Origin of the sequence: Bacillus inaquosorum, assembly GCF_023238325.1 — a bacterium.
Taxonomy (GTDB): Bacteria; Bacillota; Bacilli; order Bacillales; family Bacillaceae; genus Bacillus; species Bacillus inaquosorum.
Genome location: NZ_CP096592.1, coordinates 2,924,767 through 2,945,719, shown reverse-complemented (window position 1 = coordinate 2,945,719; position 20,953 = coordinate 2,924,767). Strand labels below are relative to the sequence as shown.

Here is a 20,953-nt window from a genome sequence, read left to right as displayed (position 1 = left end):
GATGAGGCAACATGGTTATCGCTGTCTATTTGGTACTGATCAATCTTTGCGGTTTTTGGGTGATGGGTGTTGACAAGCGAAAAGCGCAGCAGCATAAATGGAGAATTTCTGAAGACCGGCTGTGGCTGATTGCGATCGTTTTTGGAGCGCTCGGTGTATGGCTCGGCATGCAAACCTTCAGACATAAAACGAAACACGCGTCTTTTAAGTACGGAGTACCGCTTCTTCTGGTGATTGAAGCGATCTTGATCGGCATTTATTACAGCCCGCTTGATTTATAAAAAGCAGAAAAGCGTTTTAGCGCTCTTCTGCTTTTTTTGCGAGTTTAATGGGCTGGTCCCAGTCAATCTTACAATTTGGATATCGTTCCAGCACTTTTTCTTCAATGTTTTCAAAATCTTTTACAGAGAAATGCTTCAGCTTCTCAGGAGATTCTGTCCAGACAAAGATCGTGTGGATAAACAGCGGATGATCCTTGGAAGGGATATGCTTTTCTCCTTCAAAAAGCACGCCTTTATACGTCAGCTGAAAGTTTTTTCGGGTATTATTCTGTTCATCGATAATATAAAAATGTTCTTTTGATTGGGCCAGCTTGAGCCTTCTTTTTGGATTCGCGACATATTTGACCGCGGCATAAATACAATAAGCAAAAAGTGCAAGCAATATAATCCTTAGAACCATGACAAACATTGTGTGAAGGCACCCCCCTTATTGTGATGATCTGATGTAATACGAAGAGCATAGAAAAAGGTTTCACTTTTTCTAAAGAAAGTTCTAAAAACATATACCCGATTTTCAAGTGAAATAGTCGTATGGTTAGCGCCAGGTTTTGTATAATAAGAATGCAGGACTGATGAAGGAGGTTTTTAGAACATGGCAAAATTAGATGAAACATTGACCATGCTGAAAGATTTAACAGATGCAAAAGGCATACCGGGCAATGAGAGAGAAGTAAGGCAAGTGATGAAATCATACATAGAACCATTTGCTGATGAGGTCACAACAGATCGGCTGGGCAGTTTAATTGCCAAAAAAACAGGTGCGGAAAACGGCCCGAAAATTATGATTGCTGGACATTTGGACGAAGTCGGCTTTATGGTGACACAAATCACTGATAAAGGCTTTATCCGTTTCCAAACCGTTGGCGGCTGGTGGGCTCAGGTCATGCTGGCACAGCGTGTCACCATCGTAACGAAAAAAGGGGACATCACAGGGGTTATCGGCTCTAAGCCGCCGCATATTTTATCTCCTGAAGCGAGAAAAAAATCAGTAGAAATAAAAGAGATGTTTATTGATATTGGAGCGTCAAGCCGAGAAGAAGCCTTAGAATGGGGCGTGCTCCCGGGAGATATGATTGTTCCTCATTTTGAATTTACGGTCATGAATAATGAAAAATTCTTATTGGCGAAGGCATGGGACAACCGCATCGGCTGTGCGATTGCCATTGATGTGTTAAGAAATTTACAAAACACAGATCATCCAAACATTGTGTATGGCGTTGGAACCGTGCAGGAGGAAGTCGGCCTCAGAGGAGCGAAAACGGCTGCGCATACCATTCAGCCTGATATTGCGTTTGGTGTTGATGTAGGGATAGCAGGAGACACGCCTGGCATTTCTGAGAAAGAAGCGCAAAGCAAAATGGGCAAAGGCCCGCAAATTATCATTTACGATGCATCCATGGTCTCTCATAAAGGCTTGCGTGATATAGTCGTCGCTACTGCAGAGGAAGCGGGCATTCCGTACCAATTTGATGCCATTGCCGGCGGCGGCACTGACTCGGGGGCCATCCATTTGACAGCAAATGGCGTTCCTGCACTGTCCATTACCATTGCTACCCGCTACATTCATACGCACGCGGCCATGCTGCACCGTGACGATTATGAAAACGCGGTAAAATTAATTACAGAAGTCATTAAGAAGTTAGACCGAAAAACGGTTGACGAGATTACGTATCAATAAAGATACGGAGGAATCCGCCTTTTAGGGCGGGTTCTATTTTTTTGTCTGTACAAATTACAGCAGAGTGACTACAATAAAGAAGATACCGAAAATTTCCTGAACATGATGACATACGATACGCAGCTCATTTGTAAGGAAGGGAGGATAAAACAATCTTTATTTGTAAGCGCTTTCTAATTTAAAGGAGGTTAGACAAGTTGAAAATGAAAAAAACATGGAAACGCTTCTTTCACTTTTCGAGCGCCGCTCTGGCTGCAGGACTGATATTCACTTCCGCTGCTCCAGCAGAGGCCGCATTTTGGGGGGCATCCAATGAGCTGCTTCACGACCCGACTATGATCAAAGAGGGAAGCTCGTGGTACGCGCTTGGAACAGGGCTGACTGAAGAACGGGGACTGCGGGTTCTGAAGTCTTCGGATGCTAAAAACTGGACCGTACAAAAATCCATTTTCAGCACACCGCTATCGTGGTGGTCCAATTATGTGCCGAATTACGGCCAAAACCAGTGGGCGCCGGATATCCAATACTATAACGGTAAGTACTGGCTGTATTATTCAGTCTCTTCTTTTGGAAGCAATACATCTGCCATCGGACTGGCATCTTCAACAAGCATCAGTTCGGGGAGCTGGAAGGACGAAGGCTTGGTGATCCGTTCGACAAGCTCCAATAATTATAACGCCATTGATCCGGAGCTGACATTCGACAAGGATGGCAACCCGTGGCTTGCATTCGGCTCATTTTGGAGCGGCATTAAGCTGACCAAGCTTGATAAGAGTACGATGAAGCCGACAGGCTCGCTCTATTCGATTGCAGCCAGACCGAATAATGGCGGGGCGCTGGAAGCTCCTACTCTTACGTATCAAAATGGCTATTACTATTTAATGGTCTCATTTGATAAATGCTGTAACGGGGTAAGCAGTACGTACAAAATTGCTTACGGAAGATCTAAAAGCATTACAGGCCCTTATCTTGATAAAAGCGGAAAAAGCATGCTGGATGGCGGGGGCACTATTTTGGATTCCGGAAACGACCAATGGAAAGGTCCCGGAGGCCAGGATATTGTAAATGGAAACATTCTTGTTCGTCATGCCTATGACGCCAATGACAACGGCATTCCGAAGCTTCTCATCAATGATTTGAATTGGAGCTCGGGCTGGCCTTCCTATTGAATGAAAAAGCCGGGGCTGCGCCCGGCTTTTTTAAAAGAAAAGATTGACAGTATAATAGTCAATTACTATAATAAAATTGTTCGTACAAATTAATAGTTATTGATTTATTTTTCATCATTAGTACGTATCTTTTTCGTGTTTGAAAGCGTTTTATTTTATGTGAAAGGGGCAGTTTACATGCTTCAGACAAAGGATTATGAATTCTGGTTTGTAACAGGAAGCCAGCACCTATACGGGGAAGAGACGCTGGAACTGGTGGATCAGCATGCGAAAAGCATTTGTGAGGGGCTCAGCGGGGTTTCTTCCAGATATAAAATCACGCATAAGCCGGTCGTCACTTCACCGGAAACCATCAGACAGCTGTTAAGGGAAGCGGAGTTCAGTGAGACATGCGCCGGCATCATTACATGGATGCACACATTTTCTCCTGCAAAAATGTGGATAGAAGGCCTTTCCTCTTATCAAAAACCGCTTATGCATCTGCATACTCAATATAATCGCGATATCCCGTGGGGTACGATTGACATGGACTTTATGAACAGCAACCAATCCGCACATGGCGATCGTGAATACGGTTACATCAACTCGCGAATGGGTCTGAACCGGAAAGTCGTCGCCGGCTATTGGGATGATGAAGAAGTGAAGAAAGAGATTTCCCAGTGGATGGATACGGCGGCTGCATTAAATGAAAGCAGACATATTAAGGTTGCCAGATTCGGAGATAACATGCGTCACGTCGCGGTAACGGACGGAGACAAGGTGGGTGCGCATATTCAATTTGGCTGGCAAGTTGACGGATATGGCATCGGAGACCTTGTTGAAGTGATGAACCGTATTACGGACGACGAGGTTGACACGCTCTATGCGGAGTATGACAGGCTTTATGTGATCAGTGAGGAAACAAAACGTGACGAAGCAAAAGTAGCGTCCATTAAGGAACAGGCGAAAATAGAACTTGGCTTAACCGCTTTTCTTGAACAAGGCGGATACACAGCTTTTACAACATCGTTTGAAGTGCTGCACGGAATGAAACAGCTGCCGGGACTTGCCGTTCAGCGCCTGATGGAGAAGGGCTACGGGTTCGCCGGAGAGGGAGATTGGAAGACAGCGGCTCTTGTGCGGATGATGAAAATCATGGCTGAAGGAAAAAGAACGTCCTTCATGGAAGATTATACGTATCATTTTGAACCGGGAAATGAAATGATTCTGGGCTCGCACATGCTTGAAGTGTGTCCGACTGTCGCTTTGGATCAGCCGAAAATCGAGGTTCATCCGCTATCTATTGGTGGCAAAGAGGATCCTGCGCGTTTTGTGTTTAACGGGATCAGCGGTACAGCCATTCAAGCTAGCCTTGTTGATATCGGCGGGCGTTTCCGCCTTGTTTTGAATGAGGTCAACGGCCAGGAAATTGAAAAAGAGATGCCGAATCTGCCTGTGGCCCGTGTTCTCTGGAAGCCGGAGCCGTCATTGAAAACAGCGGCGGAGGCATGGATTTTAGCCGGCGGCGCACACCATACCTGCTTGTCTTATGAACTGACAGCGGAGCAAATGCTCGATTGGGCGGAAATGGCGGGGATCGAAAGTGTTCTCATTTCCCGTGATACGACAATTCACAAGCTGAAACACGAATTAAAATGGAACGAGGCGCTTTACCGGCTTCAAAAGTAGAGAGGGGGATGTCACTTGGCTTACACAATAGGGGTTGATTTTGGAACTTTATCAGGAAGAGCGGTGCTCGTTCATGTCCAAACAGGGGAGGAACTGGCGGCTGCTGTAAAAGAATACAGGCATGCTGTCATTGATACCGTCCTTCCAAAAACGGGTCAAAAGCTGCCGCGCGACTGGGCGCTGCAGCATCCGGCTGATTACCTCGAAGTTTTGGAAACAACCATTCCGTCATTACTCGAACAGACGGGGGTTGAACCGAAAGACATTGTCGGGATCGGAATTGATTTTACGGCATGTACGATCCTGCCTGTTGACAGTGCAGGACAGCCGTTATGCATGCTGCCGGAATATGAAGAGGAGCCGCACAGCTATGTGAAGCTCTGGAAGCATCATGCGGCCCAAAAACATGCTGATCGGCTCAATCAAATCGCGGAGGAAGAAGGAGAAGCTTTTTTACAGCGGTACGGAGGCAAAATTTCCTCTGAATGGATGATTCCGAAGGTCATGCAAATTGCCGAAGAAGCGCCTCACATTTATGAAGCGGCTGACCGGATCATCGAGGCTGCGGACTGGATCGTGTACCAGCTGTGCGGCTCACTCAAGCGAAGCAACTGTACAGCGGGGTATAAAGCGATATGGAGTGAAAAAGCGGGATATCCGTCAGATGATTTCTTTGACAAATTAAATCCTTTAATGAAAACGATTACAAAAGACAAATTAGCAGGTTCTATTCATTCAGTAGGGGAAAGAGCCGGCGGACTGACTGAAAAAATGGCACAGCTGACAGGCCTTCTTCCGGGGACGGCTGTTGCGGTTGCCAATGTTGACGCCCATGTTTCCGTGCCGGCGGTCGGCATCACAGAGCCAGGGAAAATGCTGATGATTATGGGAACCTCAACGTGCCATGTTCTTCTAGGCGAAGAGGTGCATATCGTGCCTGGTATGTGCGGTGTCGTGGATAACGGGATTCTTCCCGGCTATGCGGGATATGAAGCCGGGCAGTCCTGTGTTGGCGATCATTTTGACTGGTTTGTGAAAACATGTGCCCCGCGAGCGTATCAAGAGGAAGCAGAGGAAAAAAACATTGGCATTCATGAACTGCTGAGCGAGAAGGCAAACCTTCAAGCGCCGGGTGAAAGCGGTCTGCTTGCTTTGGATTGGTGGAATGGAAACCGTTCAACTCTTGTTGATGCTGATTTAACAGGAATGCTGCTTGGCATGACGCTGCTGACGAAGCCTGAAGAGATTTATAGAGCGCTAGTTGAAGCGACAGCTTACGGAACCCGGATGATTATCGAAACGTTCAAAGAAAGCGGAGTTCCGATCGAGGAGCTGTACGCAGCCGGCGGAATAGCTGAGAAAAACCCGTTTGTCATGCAGATTTATGCGGATGTGACAAACATGGACATTAAAATCTCTGGTTCCCCGCAAGCCCCTGCCTTAGGATCTGCCATTTTCGGCGCGCTTGCTGCAGGTAAAGAAAACGGCGGATACGACGACATCAAAGAGGCAGCGGCGCACATGGGAAAACTGAAAGATATATCTTATACGCCGAACACCGAAAACGCCGCGGTGTATGAAAAGTTGTACGCTGAATATAAAGAGCTGGTTCACTATTTCGGAAAAGAAAACCATGTCATGAAGCGTCTGAAAACAATCAAAAATCTTCAATTTTCAACTGCCGCCAAAAAGAATTCATAAAGGGTGATAGAGCATGCTTGAAACATTAAAAAAAGAAGTGCTGGCTGCCAACCTGAAGCTTCAAGAGCATCAGCTGGTAACCTTTACATGGGGAAATGTCAGCGGCATCGACCGTGAAAAAGAAAGAATTGTTATCAAACCTAGCGGAGTCGAATACAGCGACCTGACAGCTGATGACTTGGTTGTTTTGAATCTTGAAGGAGAGGTCGTCGAAGGATCGCTCAAGCCTTCTTCAGATACACCTACTCATGTTTATTTGTACAAAGCCTTTCCGAACATCGGGGGAATTGTCCATACCCATTCTCAATGGGCGACTAGCTGGGCGCAATCGGGCAGAGACATACCGCCGTTAGGCACGACACATGCTGATTATTTTGACAGTGCGATTCCGTGTACAAGAGAAATGTACGATGAAGAAATCATTCATGACTACGAACTGAATACAGGAAAAGTCATAGCGGAAACCTTTCAGCATCATAACTACGAACAGGTGCCGGGTGTGCTCGTGAATAATCACGGCCCGTTCTGCTGGGGCACGGATGCCTTAAATGCCATTCATAACGCAGTTGTATTAGAAACGGTTGCGGAAATGGCTTATCACTCCATTATGCTGAACAAGGATGTAAACCCAATCAATACAGTCCTTCATGAAAAGCATTTTTATCGAAAACACGGAGCAAATGCGTATTATGGCCAGTCATGATTCCGCAGTGTCACCGGCCGGCATTCTGATTGACTTGGACGGTACTGTATTCAGAGGAAATGAATTGATTGAAGGGGCAAGAGAAGCGATCCATACGCTTCGTGAAATGGGGAAAAAAATTGTTTTTCTGAGCAATCGGGGGAATATCTCCCGTGCCATGTGCAGAAAAAAACTTCTCGGCGCGGGGATTGATGCGGACGTAAATGACATTGTTCTCTCGTCAAGCGTGACAGCAGCATTTCTTAAAAAACATTATCGTTTTTCAAAGGTGTGGGTGCTCGGAGAACAAGGCTTGGTTGACGAGCTGAGGCTGGCCGGCGTGCAGCACGCGAAAGAACCGAAGGAAGCGGATTGGCTTGTGATCTCCCTTCACGAAACGCTCACGTACGAAGATTTAAATCAAGCCTTTCAGGCGGCCGCAGGCGGAGCTCGTATTATTGCTACGAACAAAGACCGCTCTTTTCCGAACGAAGATGGCAACGCCATCGATGTGGCCGGAATGATTGGGGCGATAGAGGCTTCCGCTCAAGCGAAGACGGAGCTTGTTGTCGGAAAACCGTCGTGGCTGATGGCGGAGGCTGCCTGTACAGCAATGGGGCTGTCCGCACATGAATGCATGATTATCGGGGACAGCATTGAATCAGACATTGCGATGGGGAAGCTTTATGGCATGAAAAGCGCCTTAGTTCTTACTGGTTCTGCGAAACCGGGTGAACAGCGTTTGTACTCGCCGGATTACGTGCTGGAGTCCATTAAAGATGTAACCAAATTGGCTGAGGAGGGGATTCTGCTATGAATCATATCGCAGCTGACGTTCAGCGTGCTTTTGAACACGCCGGAGAAAAGACGTTTCCTATAGAAGTTGAAGAAATTGTTATCGATAAACAAGCAGCTGATCCGTTATTGGATTATGTAAAAAGAAAAAACGGTAAGCATATCGTTCTTGTCTGCGACTCGAATACACACCGCATTGCGGGAATTGATCTGGAAAACCGACTGAATCAAGAAGGGTTTCAGGCCGAGTGCCTGATCATTCCGGAAAATGAAGCCGGAGATGTGACGGCTGATGAACGGTCGCTCATTCATGTCCTGGTCCATACGAAAAAAGCAACGGATGTCATGATCGCTGTCGGTTCGGGTACAATTCATGATATCGTGCGCTTTGCAGCGTTTCAGAGGGATTTGCCGTTTATTTCTTATCCGACTGCTCCATCTGTAGACGGATTTACATCAGCCGGGGCGCCTCTTATTTTATATGGTACGAAAACAACCATCCAAACGAAGGCTCCGTCCGCGCTGTTTGCTGATCTGGATCTATTAAAAGCGGCACCCCAGTCAATGGTGGCGGCAGGATTTGGCGACATGCTCGGTAAAATAACGTCTTTAGCTGATTGGGAAATCTCCCGCCATCTTGCCGGCGAGCCTTATTCGCCAGCAGGGGCTAAGCTCGTTCAGGAGGCGCTTGATGCCTGTATCGAACACACAGAAGACATTGCGATGAAAACGGAAACAGGCATACGGGTTTTAATGGAGTCTTTAATTGTATCTGGGCTTGTCATGCTGGCCTTAGATCATTCCCGTCCGGCATCAGGCGGAGAGCATCATATTTCACATTGGATTGAGATGGAATTAATGGAGAAAAAACGGCCTCAGATTCTTCATGGGGCAAAGGTGGGATGTGCCGCTGTTTTATTAACAGACACATACAGAAAGCTCGCTCTGGATGACGGGCTGAACGAATTTTCTCCGCACCGGCGCCAAGCCATTCAATCGGCTTATGAAACGCTCCCGGAAGGAGAAGTGCTGGCCGATTGGCTGAGATCAGCCGGAGGCCCTGCGTCTTTTGACGAAATCGGTGTCGGACAGGATTCCGTCAAGAATGCCTTTAGACACGCCCACACCTTAAGAGACCGTTGCACCGGATTAAGAATTATCAATGAAAACAAAACGCTGATCAATCATGGTCTATATGAATAGCCCGCACCTCGAATGGAAGGGGTAACGCAGATGAAAAAAATGACTGCCTGTTTTCTTGTGCTCATGATGCTGCTGACATTATTCATTGCTGGGTGTTCAGCAGAACGATCATCCGGGAAATCGGGTGAAACCGAGCTGACCTTTTGGACATTTAACGGACTTCATGAGCAGTTTTATGTAGAAATGGTGAAGGAATGGAACAAAAAATATCCTGACCGCAAAATTAAACTGAATACGGTCGTTTATCCATATGGGCAAATGCACGATAACTTGTCTATCTCCTTAATCGCGGGAGAAGGCGTCCCTGATATTGCCGATGTCGAATTGGCCCGTTTTTCAAACTTTTTGAAGGGCTCTGACATACCGCTTGCCGACCTGTCTCCGCTGATTGAAAAGGACCGCGATAAATTCGTAGAGGCGCGGCTTACCCTGTACAGCAAAAACGGCAAGCTTTATGGGCTGGATACTCATGTAGGGACGACAGTCATGTTTTATAACATGGATGTTATGAAAAAAGCCGGCGTCAATCCTGATGATATTAAAACGTGGGATGATTACCATAAAGCCGGGCAGAAAGTGCGCAAAGTGACCGGGAAGCCGATGGGAACGGTGGAAACAAATGATTCCGGAACGTTCTTATCCATGATTTCACAGCAAAACTCAGGCTATTTTGATAAAAACGGCAAGCTGATCCTCAATAACGACACCAACGTCAAAACACTTCAATATTTAAAAGACATGATCAATGATAAAACGATGATTCCTGCGCCGGGCGGGGGGCATCACAGTGAAGAATACTACGGCTTTATGAACCAAGGCGGAGCCGCTTCAGTCCTGATGCCGATTTGGTATATGGGAAGATTCATAGATTATATGCCTGATCTGAAAGGGAAAATTGCTATCCGGCCGCTCCCGGCATGGAAAGAGGGAGGCGACCGTTCGGCAGGTTTGGGCGGTACGGCAACTGTTGTGCCGAAGCAAGCTAAGCATGTTGAATTAGCAAAAGAGTTTTTGGCCTTTGCGAAGGGCTCTAAAGAAGGAAACAAAAAGCTCTGGAGCGTACTCGGGTTTGATCCGCTTCGCTGGGATGTCTGGAGCTCCAAGGAATTAAAAGAGAAAAACAAATACACGGATTACTTCCAAAACGGAACAGGCATTTTTTCTGTGCTGCTCGATATCAAGGATGAAATCAATCCGATTTATTTACATGAGGATTTTGCCAAGGCTTCAGACCTTGTCAACAGAAGTGTATTGTTCGACGCACTTAAATCTCAGCAAAAAACGCCTAAACAAGCCTTGGACAGAGCGGCAGGTGAACTGAAACAGAAATAGAATCCCATTCAAAAAGTGAAAGCGGGGAGGTTCTCATGAAACCTGTGAAAACGGGAACGGTTCATCCCGTTCCTTCAGCTGCGAAACAATCAGGCTGGCGAGATCTTTTTTATTCGAAAAAAGCGGCGCCCTATCTGTTTACAGCGCCATTCGTTCTATCCTTTCTCGTATTTTTTCTATACCCCATCATTAGCGTCTTCATCATGAGCTTTCAAAGAATATTGCCGGGAGAGGTGACGTTTGTCGGATTGTCAAATTACACTGCGCTAAACAATCCGACGTTCTATACCGCCCTTTGGAATACGCTGAAGTACACCTTTTGGACGCTGATTGTGCTGATTCCTGTCCCATTGCTTCTGGCCATATTCCTGAATTCAAAGCTGGTCAAATTCAGAAATATATTCAAATCAGCGCTATTCATCCCGGCATTGACCTCTACCATAGTGGCGGGGATCATTTTTCGGCTGATCTTCGGAGAAATGGAAACGTCGCTGGCCAATTCCATCTTACTCAAACTCGGCTTTTCACCTCAGAACTGGATGAACAATGAACATACCGGCATGTTTCTGATGGTGCTGCTTGCTTCGTGGAGATGGATGGGAATCAACATTCTTTACTTTTTGGCCGGTTTGCAAAATGTGCCGAAAGAGCTATACGAAGCCGCTGATATAGACGGCGCGAATACGATGAAAAAATTTATGCACATTACGCTGCCGTTTCTCAAGCCTGTAACCGTATATGTGCTGACCATCAGCATCATCGGCGGATTCAGGATGTTTGAGGAAAGCTACGTCCTTTGGCAAAATAATTCCCCGGGTAATATCGGTCTGACGCTTGTCGGATATTTGTATCAGCAGGGGCTTGCTTACAATGAAATGGGATACGGAGCGGCCATCGGCATTGTGCTTTTGATTGTGATCCTTGTTGTCAGCCTGATTTCATTAAAGCTGTCAGGCTCGTTTAAGGGGGAGGGATAAATGTTGCGGCACAGTCCTCAGTTTAGCGTTTACAGAATCGCGCTGACCCTGTTTTTTATTATGCTGAGCCTATTGTATATTTTTCCGATTTTCTGTTTGCTTTTAGGATCATTAAAGCCGTCATCTGAGCTGTTGCGTGTGGGTCTGAATCTTGACATTGATCCTAAAGTGATGAGTCTTGATAATTATACATTTCTGTTTAACGGCGGCAGCATTTATTTCAAATGGTTTTTTAACAGTCTTGTGCTTGGGCTTTTCACGACCGTGCTCACTCTGTTTTTTTCTTCGATGATCGGGTACGGGCTTGCGGTTTATGAATTTAAAGGCAGAAATATCATTTTTGTTCTTGTGCTGATTATTATGATGGTTCCGCTGGAAGTGATGATGCTCCCGTTGTTTAAGCTTACAGTCGGACTGCATTTGATCGATTCGTATACGGGTGTCATTTTGCCGTTTATCGTTTCGCCGGTAGCTGTTTTCTTTTTCCGGCAATATGCACTTGGCCTTCCGAAAGACCTGCTGGATTCAGCAAGGATGGACGGCTGTACGGAATTCGGAATTTTTTTCAGGATTATGGCGCCGCTGATGAAACCGGCTTTCGGCGCGATGATTATCCTCCAGTCCTTAAACAGCTGGAACAACTTCTTATGGCCGCTGATTGTGCTTCGGTCGAAAGAAATGTTTACGCTTCCAATTGGGCTGTCCAGCTTGCTGAGCCCTTATGGCAACAACTATGACATGCTTATATCCGGCTCAGTATTTGCGATTTTGCCGGTCATTATCATTTTCTTGTTTTTCCAAAAGTACTTTATCTCCGGCCTGACGGTAGGGGGAGTCAAAGGTTAATGAAGGAGGAAACGTGTGATGAAAAAAGCGCGAATGATTGTAGACAAAGAATATAAAATCGGTGAAGTAGACAAACGGATTTACGGCTCGTTTATCGAACATATGGGGCGTGCGGTATATGAAGGCATATATGAGCCTGATCATCCTGAAGCGGATGAAGACGGGTTTAGAAAGGATGTCCAGTCGCTGATCAAAGAATTGCAGGTTCCGATTATCCGCTATCCGGGCGGAAACTTTTTGTCCGGATACAACTGGGAGGACGGAGTCGGGCCTGTCGAAAACCGCCCGAGACGGCTTGACTTGGCATGGCAAACGACAGAAACCAATGAAGTGGGAACAAATGAATTTTTATCTTGGGCAAAAAAGGTTAACACTGAGGTCAATATGGCGGTCAACCTCGGCACAAGAGGCATAGATGCCGCCCGAAATCTCGTTGAATACTGCAACCACCCGAAGGGCTCTTACTGGAGTGATTTAAGAAGATCGCATGGCTATGAACAGCCGTACGGCATCAAGACATGGTGCCTTGGAAACGAGATGGACGGCCCATGGCAGATCGGCCACAAAACAGCTGACGAATACGGACGGCTTGCCGCAGAGACGGCAAAGGTCATGAAGTGGGTTGACCCATCAATTGAACTTGTTGCCTGCGGCAGCTCAAACAGCGGCATGCCGACCTTTATTGATTGGGAAGCAAAGGTGCTGGAGCATACGTATGAGCATGTCGACTATATTTCTCTCCATACGTATTACGGAAACCGGGATAACAATCTGCCAAACTACTTGGCCCGTTCCATGGATCTGGATCATTTTATTAAATCAGTCGCTGCAACCTGTGACTATGTAAAAGCAAAAACACGCAGCAAGAAAACAATCAATCTCTCTCTGGATGAATGGAACGTCTGGTATCACTCAAATGAGGCTGATAAAAAAGTCGAGCCGTGGATTACTGCGCGTCCGATTTTAGAGGATATTTATAATTTTGAAGATGCCTTATTGGTCGGCTCTCTGCTCATTACAATGCTGCAGCACGCAGACCGTGTGAAAATCGCGTGTCTTGCACAGCTTGTAAATGTCATCGCGCCGATCATGACGGAAAAAGGCGGGGAAGCATGGAGACAGCCGATTTTCTATCCGTACATGCATGCTTCTGTTTACGGAAGGGGCGAGTCACTGAAACCGCTTATTTCTTCTCCGAAGTACGACTGCTCAGATTTTACTGATGTGCCATATGTTGATGCCGCTGTTGTGTACGCCGAAGAGGAAGAAACACTCACCATTTTTGCGGTAAACAAAGCTGAGGATCAGATGGAGACGGAGATTTCGCTCAGAGGTTTTGAATCCTATCAAATCGCAGAGCACATCGTACTCGAGCATCAGGATATCAAAGCGACAAACCAGCATAACAGAAAAAATGTCGTCCCGCATTCCAACGGAACATCGTCTGTCAGCGAAAACGCCTTAACCGCCCATTTCACGCCGCTTTCATGGAATGTGATCCGCCTGAAAAAACAGTCATAAGAGAAACAAAACCGGAGAGCTCTCTCCGGTTTTTCTTTTTTTCTTAGTAGATATGGTTCAGTACCTTGTAATGTTCAGTAGTAGATGTTACCATATGGGTAAGTGGTGGAAAATGTAAATAAAATTGACGAGCCGCAGGGAGGATTTTATGATGAATGCTCAATTTAAAAAGGGAGCATTAGAGCTATGTGTGCTTGTATTAATATCCGAAAAAGACCAATACGGATATGAGCTATCTCAAAACATTTCCAGGTACATGGCGATTGCTGAAGGCACCTTATATCCTCTTCTCAGAAGACTGACGAAAGAAGAGTATTTAGAAACATATATGGCGCCGTCTTCCGAAGGGCCTGCCAGAAAATATTACACGATGTCAAAGCTTGGTTTCATGCGAATGAAACTGCTGCTGGCAGAATGGGATCAGTTCACAGCATCTGTCAATCAAATCATTGATACGGCAAGGGGAGGAGAACGATGAATCAAGAACTGTTTTTGCAGGAGTTGAGTAAAGCGTTAAAGCCGCTTTCAGAAAAAGAGCGGAATGAGGTCTTATTTGATTTTGAAGAACATATTACCGAAGGGATCAAAGAAGGCAGGCCAGAAGCGGACATCATCAGGGAACTCGGCTCCCCAAAACAAATTGCAAAGGAATTGATGCAAGATGTCACGGAAACTGCTTTAGCAGAGCAGCGCCCTAAAAAGAACCTCTTTCACATGGTATGTTCAGCAGCAGCGATAAGCTTCTTAAATATGATTTTCGTGCTGGGACCGGCTATTGGCATTTTAGGAGTGTACGTGGGAGTATGCGGGGCGGCGCTTGCACTTTCTGTGTCACCGATCATTTTTGTCGGCATGGTGATGTTTCAAATGAATACGCACATGATGCTGGAGTTCTTTTTATCACTCGTGTTTGGGAGTCTGGGGCTGCTCCTGTGTATAGGGCTGTGGCACTTAGGCAAGCTGCTGTATGGCATGAGTTTACGATATATCAGATATAATCTAAAGCTGGTGACGGGGGCGCAGACATGAAAAAGATCATAATAGGATTGATCGCAGTATTTGCAGTCGGGGTAATCGGAGCTGTCATCTCTGCAGCTGCCTCGGATTTTACAAAAGATGAGGTGAAAGCTGCCGAAACATATGATGCTTCAGATATTAAAAAAATTAAGGTAACAACGACCTCCATGAATACAGAGGTCAAAAGCGGGCAAACGGATGATATTCAGGTAGCTGCTGAAGGAAAAGCCAGTGATAAAAGCAAAAAGCTGTTCGATGTGAGCCAGGATGGAAAATCATTAAAAATCAATCAAAAAGAACGCGAGAATATCATCTCTTTTATACCGTGGGGCAGCGAAAAGGATATGAAAATCACAATCACTATTCCGGAAAAGAAGTATGATGAGATAACCGTAACGACAACCTCTGGCGATATTCTGATAGAAAATGCGCAAACGGATCAATCAGCTGCTGACTCTACATCAGGAAATATTGAGGTGAAGCATACACGCATCAAAAACGAGCTAACGTTAAAAACAACGAGCGGAGATATTCAAGCTGACCAAAATTCATTCGGCCAAGGTGAGGTAAAGACAACAAGCGGATCAATAAAAAGCAGCGACACAACAGCTAAAAAGGTGAACTATAAGACAACCTCCGGGGATATTGATCTTCTTCAGGATAATCAGAACGAAGAAATCGACATCGTCACTACGAGCGGAAGTGTGTCCGTAGAATATCAGAAAGAACCTGCATCCTTGGCAGTGGATTTTCAGGCTGACTCCGGTGATGCCTCGGTCAATCTCGACCAAATCCTTTATAAAGAAAAATCAGAGCACCGTATTGTAGGTTATGTAGGTGATAGCTGGATCTCTAACCATTTAAAAGTTCGTACAACATCTGGAGATATTGAACTAAACTAACTGTCTCAAGCCGGCTCATTCCAGCCGGCTTTTTTGTATAGGAAAAAATGACCGCTTTTCACTATGAAATTGTGATATATTTATGAAAAACAGCAAAGGGGATGGGAGAAAATGAATGCGGTTACAATTGTGATAGCGTCAATGTGTATTTTGGCTATCGCCTATCGTTTATACGGAACATTTATGATGGTGAAGGTTCTCAAAGTGAATGATGACAAGCCGACGCCTGCTCACGCGCTTGAGGATGGAAAAGACTATGTGCCTACAAATAAATGGGTTTCGTTCGGCCATCATTTTGCGGCGATCGCAGCGGCCGGGCCGCTGGTCGGACCGATTCTGGCCGCGCAGTTCGGCTATTTGCCGGGGTTATTATGGCTGTTAATCGGGGCGGTAATAGGGGGAGCCGTCCATGATATTGTTGTGCTGTTTGCATCGATGCGCAAAAATGGAAAGTCGCTGTCGGAAGTGGCGAAGGATGAGCTCGGCCCTGTTGCCGGATTTTGCACGGGACTGTCCATGCTGTTTATTATCACGATTACGATGGCGGGCCTGTCGATGGTTGTGCTGCACGCGCTTGAACGCAATCCGTGGGGAACGTTTGCGGTAGGGATTACGATTCCGATTGCGATGGGCGTGGGCTTATTTTATAAGAAAACAGGAAATTTAAAGCTCGCCTCAACAATCGGTTTTCTCTTTTTAATGGCAGGAGTCTTTATCGGCCCATGGGTGCAGACTACCACGCTCGGTGACTTGTTAACGCTAGATACGAAAACGCTTTCAGTAGCACTTCCTGTTTATGCGTTCTTTGCAGCGGCGCTTCCTGTTTGGCTGCTTCTCGCACCCCGTGATTATTTAAGCAGCTTTATGAAAATCGGTGTTTTTATCGCTTTGATTGCTGGGGTGTTTGTCGTCAATCCCTCCATCCCGTTTCCTGCGTTTACAGAATTCGTAAAAGGCGGAGGGCCGGTGCTGGCAGGGCCCGTCTGGCCATTCATTTCAATAACCATTGCCTGCGGTGCGATCTCGGGATTTCATGCTTTTGTCGGTTCAGGAACGACGCCGAAAATGCTGAATAAGTGGAGTGATATGAAGCCGGTTGCGTTCGGTGCAATGCTTGTCGAGTGTCTTGTCGGTATCATGGCACTGATTGCGGCAACCGCCTTACAGCCTGCTGATTACTTTGCGATTAACAGCACACCTGAGGTTTTCCGTACGCTCGGCATGGATGTCGTACATTTGCCTGAATTGAGCAGGGAAATCGGTTTGGACTTAGAAGGAAGAACAGGGGGAGCCGTCACGCTTGCGGTGGGAATGACTTATATTTTTACCGGAATGCCGTTTTTCAGCCATTTGGCCTCATACTTTTTCCAATTTGTCATTATGTTTGAAGCTGTATTTATTTTAACAGCGATTGACGCCGGCACACGTGTTGCCCGTTATTTGATTCAGGATTTCTTCGGAGAGGTGTATAAGCCGCTGAAGAAAACAGACTGGATTCCGGGATCTGTATTTGCCAGCGCGCTTGCCTGCTTGATGTGGGGTTATTTGCTGTATTCAGGGGATATCGGTTCCATTTGGGCGCTGTTCGGCGTGTCCAATCAGCTGATGGCTTCAGTGGGGCTGATTATCGGAGCGACCATAGTACTGAAAATCGCCGATAAACGCCGTTACATTCTGACCTGCCTTATCCCGCTTGCCTATTTATATGTCACTGTCAATTATGCGGGCTATTGGATGGTGCGCCATGTGTATCTCAATCCAGAAGCAGCAGGCTATAGTGTATTGAATGGCGTATTATCGATCATCATGCTGCTGTTAGGCTTCATCATTATCGTTGCAGCAGTAAAAAAATGGGCGCAGATGTGGAAAGATCCGAGCTTAAGGATGGAAGCATCTATCCCGGGATAGAAGGGCTAATGAAAAATTTGAGGAGGATTGGAAATGAATCTATCAATGAAATATCTTATTCTATACGTATCAGACAGCAAGCGGGCCATTCATTTTTATCAGGATATTTTAGGACTGCCGATTCGTGCTGAACACGGCACGTATGTCGAATTTGAAACAGGTTCTACGATATTGGCGCTTAATACGCGAGAGAGCGCCAGAGAAATCACGCCGCTAGACATTCCAGATACATCTGATTCGCACACATTTGAAATCGGATTTGTGACTGAAAATGTAGAAGCAGTCATCAAAAGGTTGAGAGAACAAGGCGTCACGATTATTGGAGAGCCTAAAGTGAAGCCATGGGGGCAGACGGTCGCTTATATCGCAGACCCAGATGGACATTATATTGAAATTTGCAGTCCGATGGAATAACGAACAAGCCCAAAACAATTTCTGTTTTGGGCTTTCTTATGATGTTTTGTGTCCAGCTGCTTCCAGCAGCAAATCAGCCAAGTGAACAGCTTTGACTTTACCGCTTAGTCCTTCGCGTTCAATGCCGAGTTTCATCTGCAGCAAACAGCCTGGATTTGCTGTCACAATGACGATCGCTTCGGTTGCTTTGACGGCAGCCATTTTACTGTCCAGTATTTTCATAGACATCTCAGCTTCCACGATGTTATAAATTCCCGCTGATCCGCAGCAGCTGTCCGCTTTATCCATCTCTCTGAATTCGGTTCCCTTGATGCTTTGAAGAAGCTGGCGGGGCTCGAGCGACGTATGCATCACATTTCTTAGATGACATGAATCTTGATAAGTAATGATCTGCGGCGTCTCGAGTGCTAGGTTCATCTGATGGAAATCGAGCTCAACCAAAACGGACGAAAAATCTTTCAGCTTCTGAACAAACGCAGCAGCCCGCTCCGACCACTCGGGGTCATCCTTCAGCAAATGATCATATTCAGTGAGAAAGGCTCCGCACCCTCCTGCGTTTGTAATGACAGCATCCACGTCTAACGCTTCAAAAGCAGCGATATTTTGTTTCGCGAGCTCTTTCCCCGCGTTTTTTTCACCGCTGTGTCCATGAAGGGCACCGCAGCAAGCCTGTTCAGGCGGGATGACAATGTCACAGCCTGCCAGCTGTAAAAGTTTTAGTGTGGCATTGTTGGTCGGTAAAAACATTGTATCCATTAAGCAGCCCGAAAAAAAGGCAACCCGTTTTTTCATGGGGCCAATTGACGGCAGTAAACGCGGCCGATGCTTCATGTCTTTGCTTTTGGGAACATCAGGAAGAACGGCTTCCATTGTCCGCAAATGCTCTGGCAGGACGCGAAGCATACCGGTTTTACGCATAGCGGTTTGCAGCCCTGACCGCTGATACAAACCGATAAGGCTTACAGCTGAGCGCATGCGGTTTTGATGCGGAAACAGCTCGTGAAAAGCCGCCTTTCGCATGACACGTGCGCCGAGCGAGTGTTTTTTATTTTGGTGGATAATATCTCTGGCTTCCTCAAGCAGCTGTCCGTATTTCACGCCTGACGGGCATACAGGTTCACAGGCGCGGCAGCCGAGGCAAAGTGACAGCGACCGTTCGACATCTTCATCCGGTTCAATCATACCGTCAGCTACGGCTTTCATTAAGGCGATGCGCCCGCGCGGAGAGTGAGTTTCCTGAAATCCCGATTCGATATAGGTCGGGCAGGAAGGAAGACAGAAGCCGCAGCGCATACAATTCAAAAGCTCGCCTTCATCCATGCGCTCTTTAAACTCATATTGGATCTGTTTCATTTCTTTTTCTGTTGTCATCTTTCCGTCACCACACGTTTTCTGGCGTCTTTCGCAAACACTTTGCCCGGATTTAATATGTTCTGGGGATCAAATGCCGCTTTCAGCGCTTTCATCGCGGCAATGCCTTCTTTTTTCAGCTTCATTTCCAAGTAAGGCGCCTTCATGGCCCCGACTCCGTGCTCCCCGGTTATCGTCCCGCCAAGTTCAATCGCTTTCTCAAAAATCTCGGCAAAAGCCTGTTCGACACGTTCCATTTCATCCTCATTTCTTATGTCTGTCGTGCATGTCGGGTGAAGGTTCCCGTCTCCCGCATGGCCGAAAGTGCAGATGGAAATATCATATTTAGCAGCAATATCATTAATCGCTTTTACCATATTGGCGATTTCTGAGCGAGGAACGGTCGCATCCTCTAAAATCGTCGTCGGCTTGAGGCGGGCCAGGGCAGAAAGTGCAGAGCGCCGGGCTTCAGTCAGGGCAAACGCTTCCTCCTCTGTTTGTGCGGTCTGAACGGAGACGGCGTCGCCTTTTTTGCAGATCGCCTCAATCTTTTCTATATCCCGTGCTACGGTTTCAAGCGGTCCGTCTTGCTCAATTAACAGAACCGCCTTTGCGTTTGTCGGAAGGCCGATTTTGGCATAATCCTCAATCACCAAAAGTGTAGGCTGGTCGAGAAATTCAAGCGTGGCGGGTATGATTTTTGCGGCAATGATGTCTGATACCGTTTGAGCAGCGGCGTCGATATTTTCATAAAGGGCAAGCAGCGTCTTCTTTGTTTCCGGCTTTGGAACGAGTTTGACGATTGCCTCTGTCACAATGCCGAGTGTTCCTTCTGAGCCGACAAAAAGACGTGTGAGATCGTATCCGGCCACATCCTTTGCGAGTTTTCCGCCGGTGCGGATGATGTCACCATTTGCGAGCACAACCTCCAGTCCAATAACATAGTCGCGGGTGACGCCGTATTTTAATCCGCGGAGCCCGCCGGAATTTTCATTGATGTTTCCGCCCATGGTTGATATTTTCATAGAACTCGGATCAGGCGGATAAAACAAACCCTTGCTTTCAACCGCGCGGATCATATCCAGCGTAATGACGCCCGGCTGGACTGTGGCGGTCAAATTTTCTTCATCAATCTCAAGAATCCGGTTCATATGCTTAAAGAGAAGAACAAGTCCGCCTTCAGTCGGGCACGTGCCGCCGCACAGGTTAGTCCCTGATCCTCTTGGAACAATCGGCACTTGATGTTCGCTGCAAATCGCTAAAATTCGTGATACTTCATCTGTATTCCTCGGTGCAATCACGGCATCAGGCATAGACTGAAACTGCGGCGTCGCATCATATGAATAGACGAGACGCCCGGCATTGGAGTCATCAAAGTTTTCCGGTCCGACGATTTGTATCAGCTGTTCTTTTACATCTTTGGTGATCATTTCACCCATCCCCCTGTCAAAAAACGCTTTCAATCTATTGTAAAAGAAAAAAAGCAAAGCCTTCCATGGAGAAACATAT

General features: G+C 46.5%; 21 protein-coding genes. 18 read left to right on the top strand and 3 right to left on the bottom strand.

Annotated elements, in window-relative coordinates; all coding sequences use genetic code 11:
- Positions 1-11 precede the first annotated feature (11 nt).
- Positions 12-281 (top strand): DUF1294 domain-containing protein, encoded by a 270-nt coding sequence (locus M1M80_RS14940; protein WP_003237730.1) that lies wholly within the window; start codon positions 12-14, stop codon positions 279-281.
- Positions 282-297: 16 nt separating this feature from the next.
- Here M1M80_RS14940 and ysdB read toward each other — a convergent pair whose 3' ends face one another.
- Positions 298-690, bottom strand: a complete 393-nt coding sequence (ysdB, locus tag M1M80_RS14935; RefSeq protein WP_003237728.1) for a sigma W pathway protein YsdB — start codon at positions 688-690, stop codon at positions 298-300.
- 183 nt (positions 691-873) lie between these two features.
- Between ysdB and M1M80_RS14930 the strand changes: the two genes are divergently transcribed.
- The 17 genes from M1M80_RS14930 (at position 874) to M1M80_RS14850 (ending at position 18,094) form a co-directional block, all read left to right on the top strand.
- Complete coding sequence (locus M1M80_RS14930; protein ID WP_003237726.1) at positions 874-1,959, top strand: M42 family metallopeptidase; 1,086 nt, start codon at positions 874-876, stop codon at positions 1,957-1,959.
- A gap of 197 nt (positions 1,960-2,156) precedes the next feature.
- Positions 2,157-3,128 carry an arabinan endo-1,5-alpha-L-arabinosidase AbnA gene (gene abnA / locus M1M80_RS14925; RefSeq protein ID WP_080429047.1) on the top strand — a complete coding sequence of 324 codons (972 nt, stop codon included), beginning with the start codon at positions 2,157-2,159 and terminating at the stop codon, positions 3,126-3,128.
- 177 nt (positions 3,129-3,305) lie between these two features.
- Positions 3,306-4,796, top strand: a complete 1,491-nt coding sequence (gene araA / locus M1M80_RS14920; protein WP_060399249.1) for an L-arabinose isomerase — start codon at positions 3,306-3,308, stop codon at positions 4,794-4,796.
- Between the two features lie 15 nt (positions 4,797-4,811).
- Entirely contained in the window at positions 4,812-6,497 is a 1,686-nt protein-coding gene (araB, locus tag M1M80_RS14915) for a ribulokinase (RefSeq protein ID WP_060399248.1), read from the top strand.
- 13 nt (positions 6,498-6,510) lie between these two features.
- Complete coding sequence (gene araD / locus M1M80_RS14910; RefSeq protein ID WP_003222433.1) at positions 6,511-7,200, top strand: L-ribulose-5-phosphate 4-epimerase; 690 nt, start codon at positions 6,511-6,513, stop codon at positions 7,198-7,200.
- Positions 7,178-7,996 (top strand): sugar-phosphatase AraL, encoded by an 819-nt coding sequence (gene araL / locus M1M80_RS14905; protein WP_080429115.1) that lies wholly within the window; start codon positions 7,178-7,180, stop codon positions 7,994-7,996. Before araD ends, araL begins: the two co-directional genes overlap by 23 nt.
- On the top strand, positions 7,993-9,177 hold the full coding sequence (gene egsA, locus M1M80_RS14900) for a sn-glycerol-1-phosphate dehydrogenase (RefSeq protein ID WP_060399246.1): 1,185 nt from the start codon (positions 7,993-7,995) through the stop codon (positions 9,175-9,177). The genes araL and egsA overlap by 4 nt, the downstream gene beginning before the upstream one ends.
- Positions 9,178-9,207: 30 nt before the next feature.
- Positions 9,208-10,509, top strand: a complete 1,302-nt coding sequence (araN, locus tag M1M80_RS14895) for an arabinooligosaccharides ABC transporter substrate-binding protein AraN (RefSeq protein ID WP_019259130.1) — start codon at positions 9,208-9,210, stop codon at positions 10,507-10,509.
- A gap of 35 nt (positions 10,510-10,544) precedes the next feature.
- Positions 10,545-11,486 (top strand): arabinooligosaccharides ABC transporter permease AraP, encoded by a 942-nt coding sequence (gene araP, locus M1M80_RS14890; RefSeq protein ID WP_003237710.1) that lies wholly within the window; start codon positions 10,545-10,547, stop codon positions 11,484-11,486.
- On the top strand, positions 11,487-12,332 hold the full coding sequence (araQ, locus tag M1M80_RS14885) for an arabinooligosaccharides ABC transporter permease AraQ (RefSeq protein WP_060399245.1): 846 nt from the start codon (positions 11,487-11,489) through the stop codon (positions 12,330-12,332).
- Positions 12,333-12,350: 18 nt separating this feature from the next.
- Positions 12,351-13,853: an alpha-L-arabinofuranosidase AbfA gene (abfA, locus tag M1M80_RS14880; protein ID WP_060399244.1), complete on the top strand. Its 1,503-nt coding sequence runs from the start codon at positions 12,351-12,353 to the stop codon at positions 13,851-13,853.
- Positions 13,854-14,004: 151 nt separating this feature from the next.
- The gene (locus M1M80_RS14875; protein WP_019259126.1) at positions 14,005-14,331 is read left to right on the top strand and encodes a PadR family transcriptional regulator; all 327 of its coding nucleotides are present in this window, start codon (positions 14,005-14,007) and stop codon (positions 14,329-14,331) included.
- The gene (locus M1M80_RS14870; RefSeq protein WP_060399243.1) at positions 14,328-14,882 is read left to right on the top strand and encodes an HAAS signaling domain-containing protein; all 555 of its coding nucleotides are present in this window, start codon (positions 14,328-14,330) and stop codon (positions 14,880-14,882) included. The genes M1M80_RS14875 and M1M80_RS14870 overlap by 4 nt, the downstream gene beginning before the upstream one ends.
- Entirely contained in the window at positions 14,879-15,772 is an 894-nt protein-coding gene (locus M1M80_RS14865; protein ID WP_060399242.1) for a DUF4097 family beta strand repeat-containing protein, read from the top strand. Before M1M80_RS14870 ends, M1M80_RS14865 begins: the two co-directional genes overlap by 4 nt.
- A gap of 111 nt (positions 15,773-15,883) precedes the next feature.
- Complete coding sequence (gene cstA, locus M1M80_RS14860) at positions 15,884-17,680, top strand: carbon starvation protein CstA (protein WP_060399241.1); 1,797 nt, start codon at positions 15,884-15,886, stop codon at positions 17,678-17,680.
- Positions 17,623-17,811: a hypothetical protein gene (locus M1M80_RS14855; protein WP_080429046.1), complete on the top strand. Its 189-nt coding sequence runs from the start codon at positions 17,623-17,625 to the stop codon at positions 17,809-17,811. The genes cstA and M1M80_RS14855 overlap by 58 nt, the downstream gene beginning before the upstream one ends.
- On the top strand, positions 17,726-18,094 hold the full coding sequence (locus tag M1M80_RS14850) for a VOC family protein (protein ID WP_248596983.1): 369 nt from the start codon (positions 17,726-17,728) through the stop codon (positions 18,092-18,094). Before M1M80_RS14855 ends, M1M80_RS14850 begins: the two co-directional genes overlap by 86 nt.
- A gap of 36 nt (positions 18,095-18,130) precedes the next feature.
- Here M1M80_RS14850 and M1M80_RS14845 read toward each other — a convergent pair whose 3' ends face one another.
- Complete coding sequence (locus M1M80_RS14845; protein ID WP_060399239.1) at positions 18,131-19,465, bottom strand: (Fe-S)-binding protein; 1,335 nt, start codon at positions 19,463-19,465, stop codon at positions 18,131-18,133.
- Entirely contained in the window at positions 19,462-20,874 is a 1,413-nt protein-coding gene (gene glcD / locus M1M80_RS14840) for a glycolate oxidase subunit GlcD (protein ID WP_060399238.1), read from the bottom strand. Before glcD ends, M1M80_RS14845 begins: the two co-directional genes overlap by 4 nt.
- Positions 20,875-20,953: the final 79 nt, after the last annotated feature.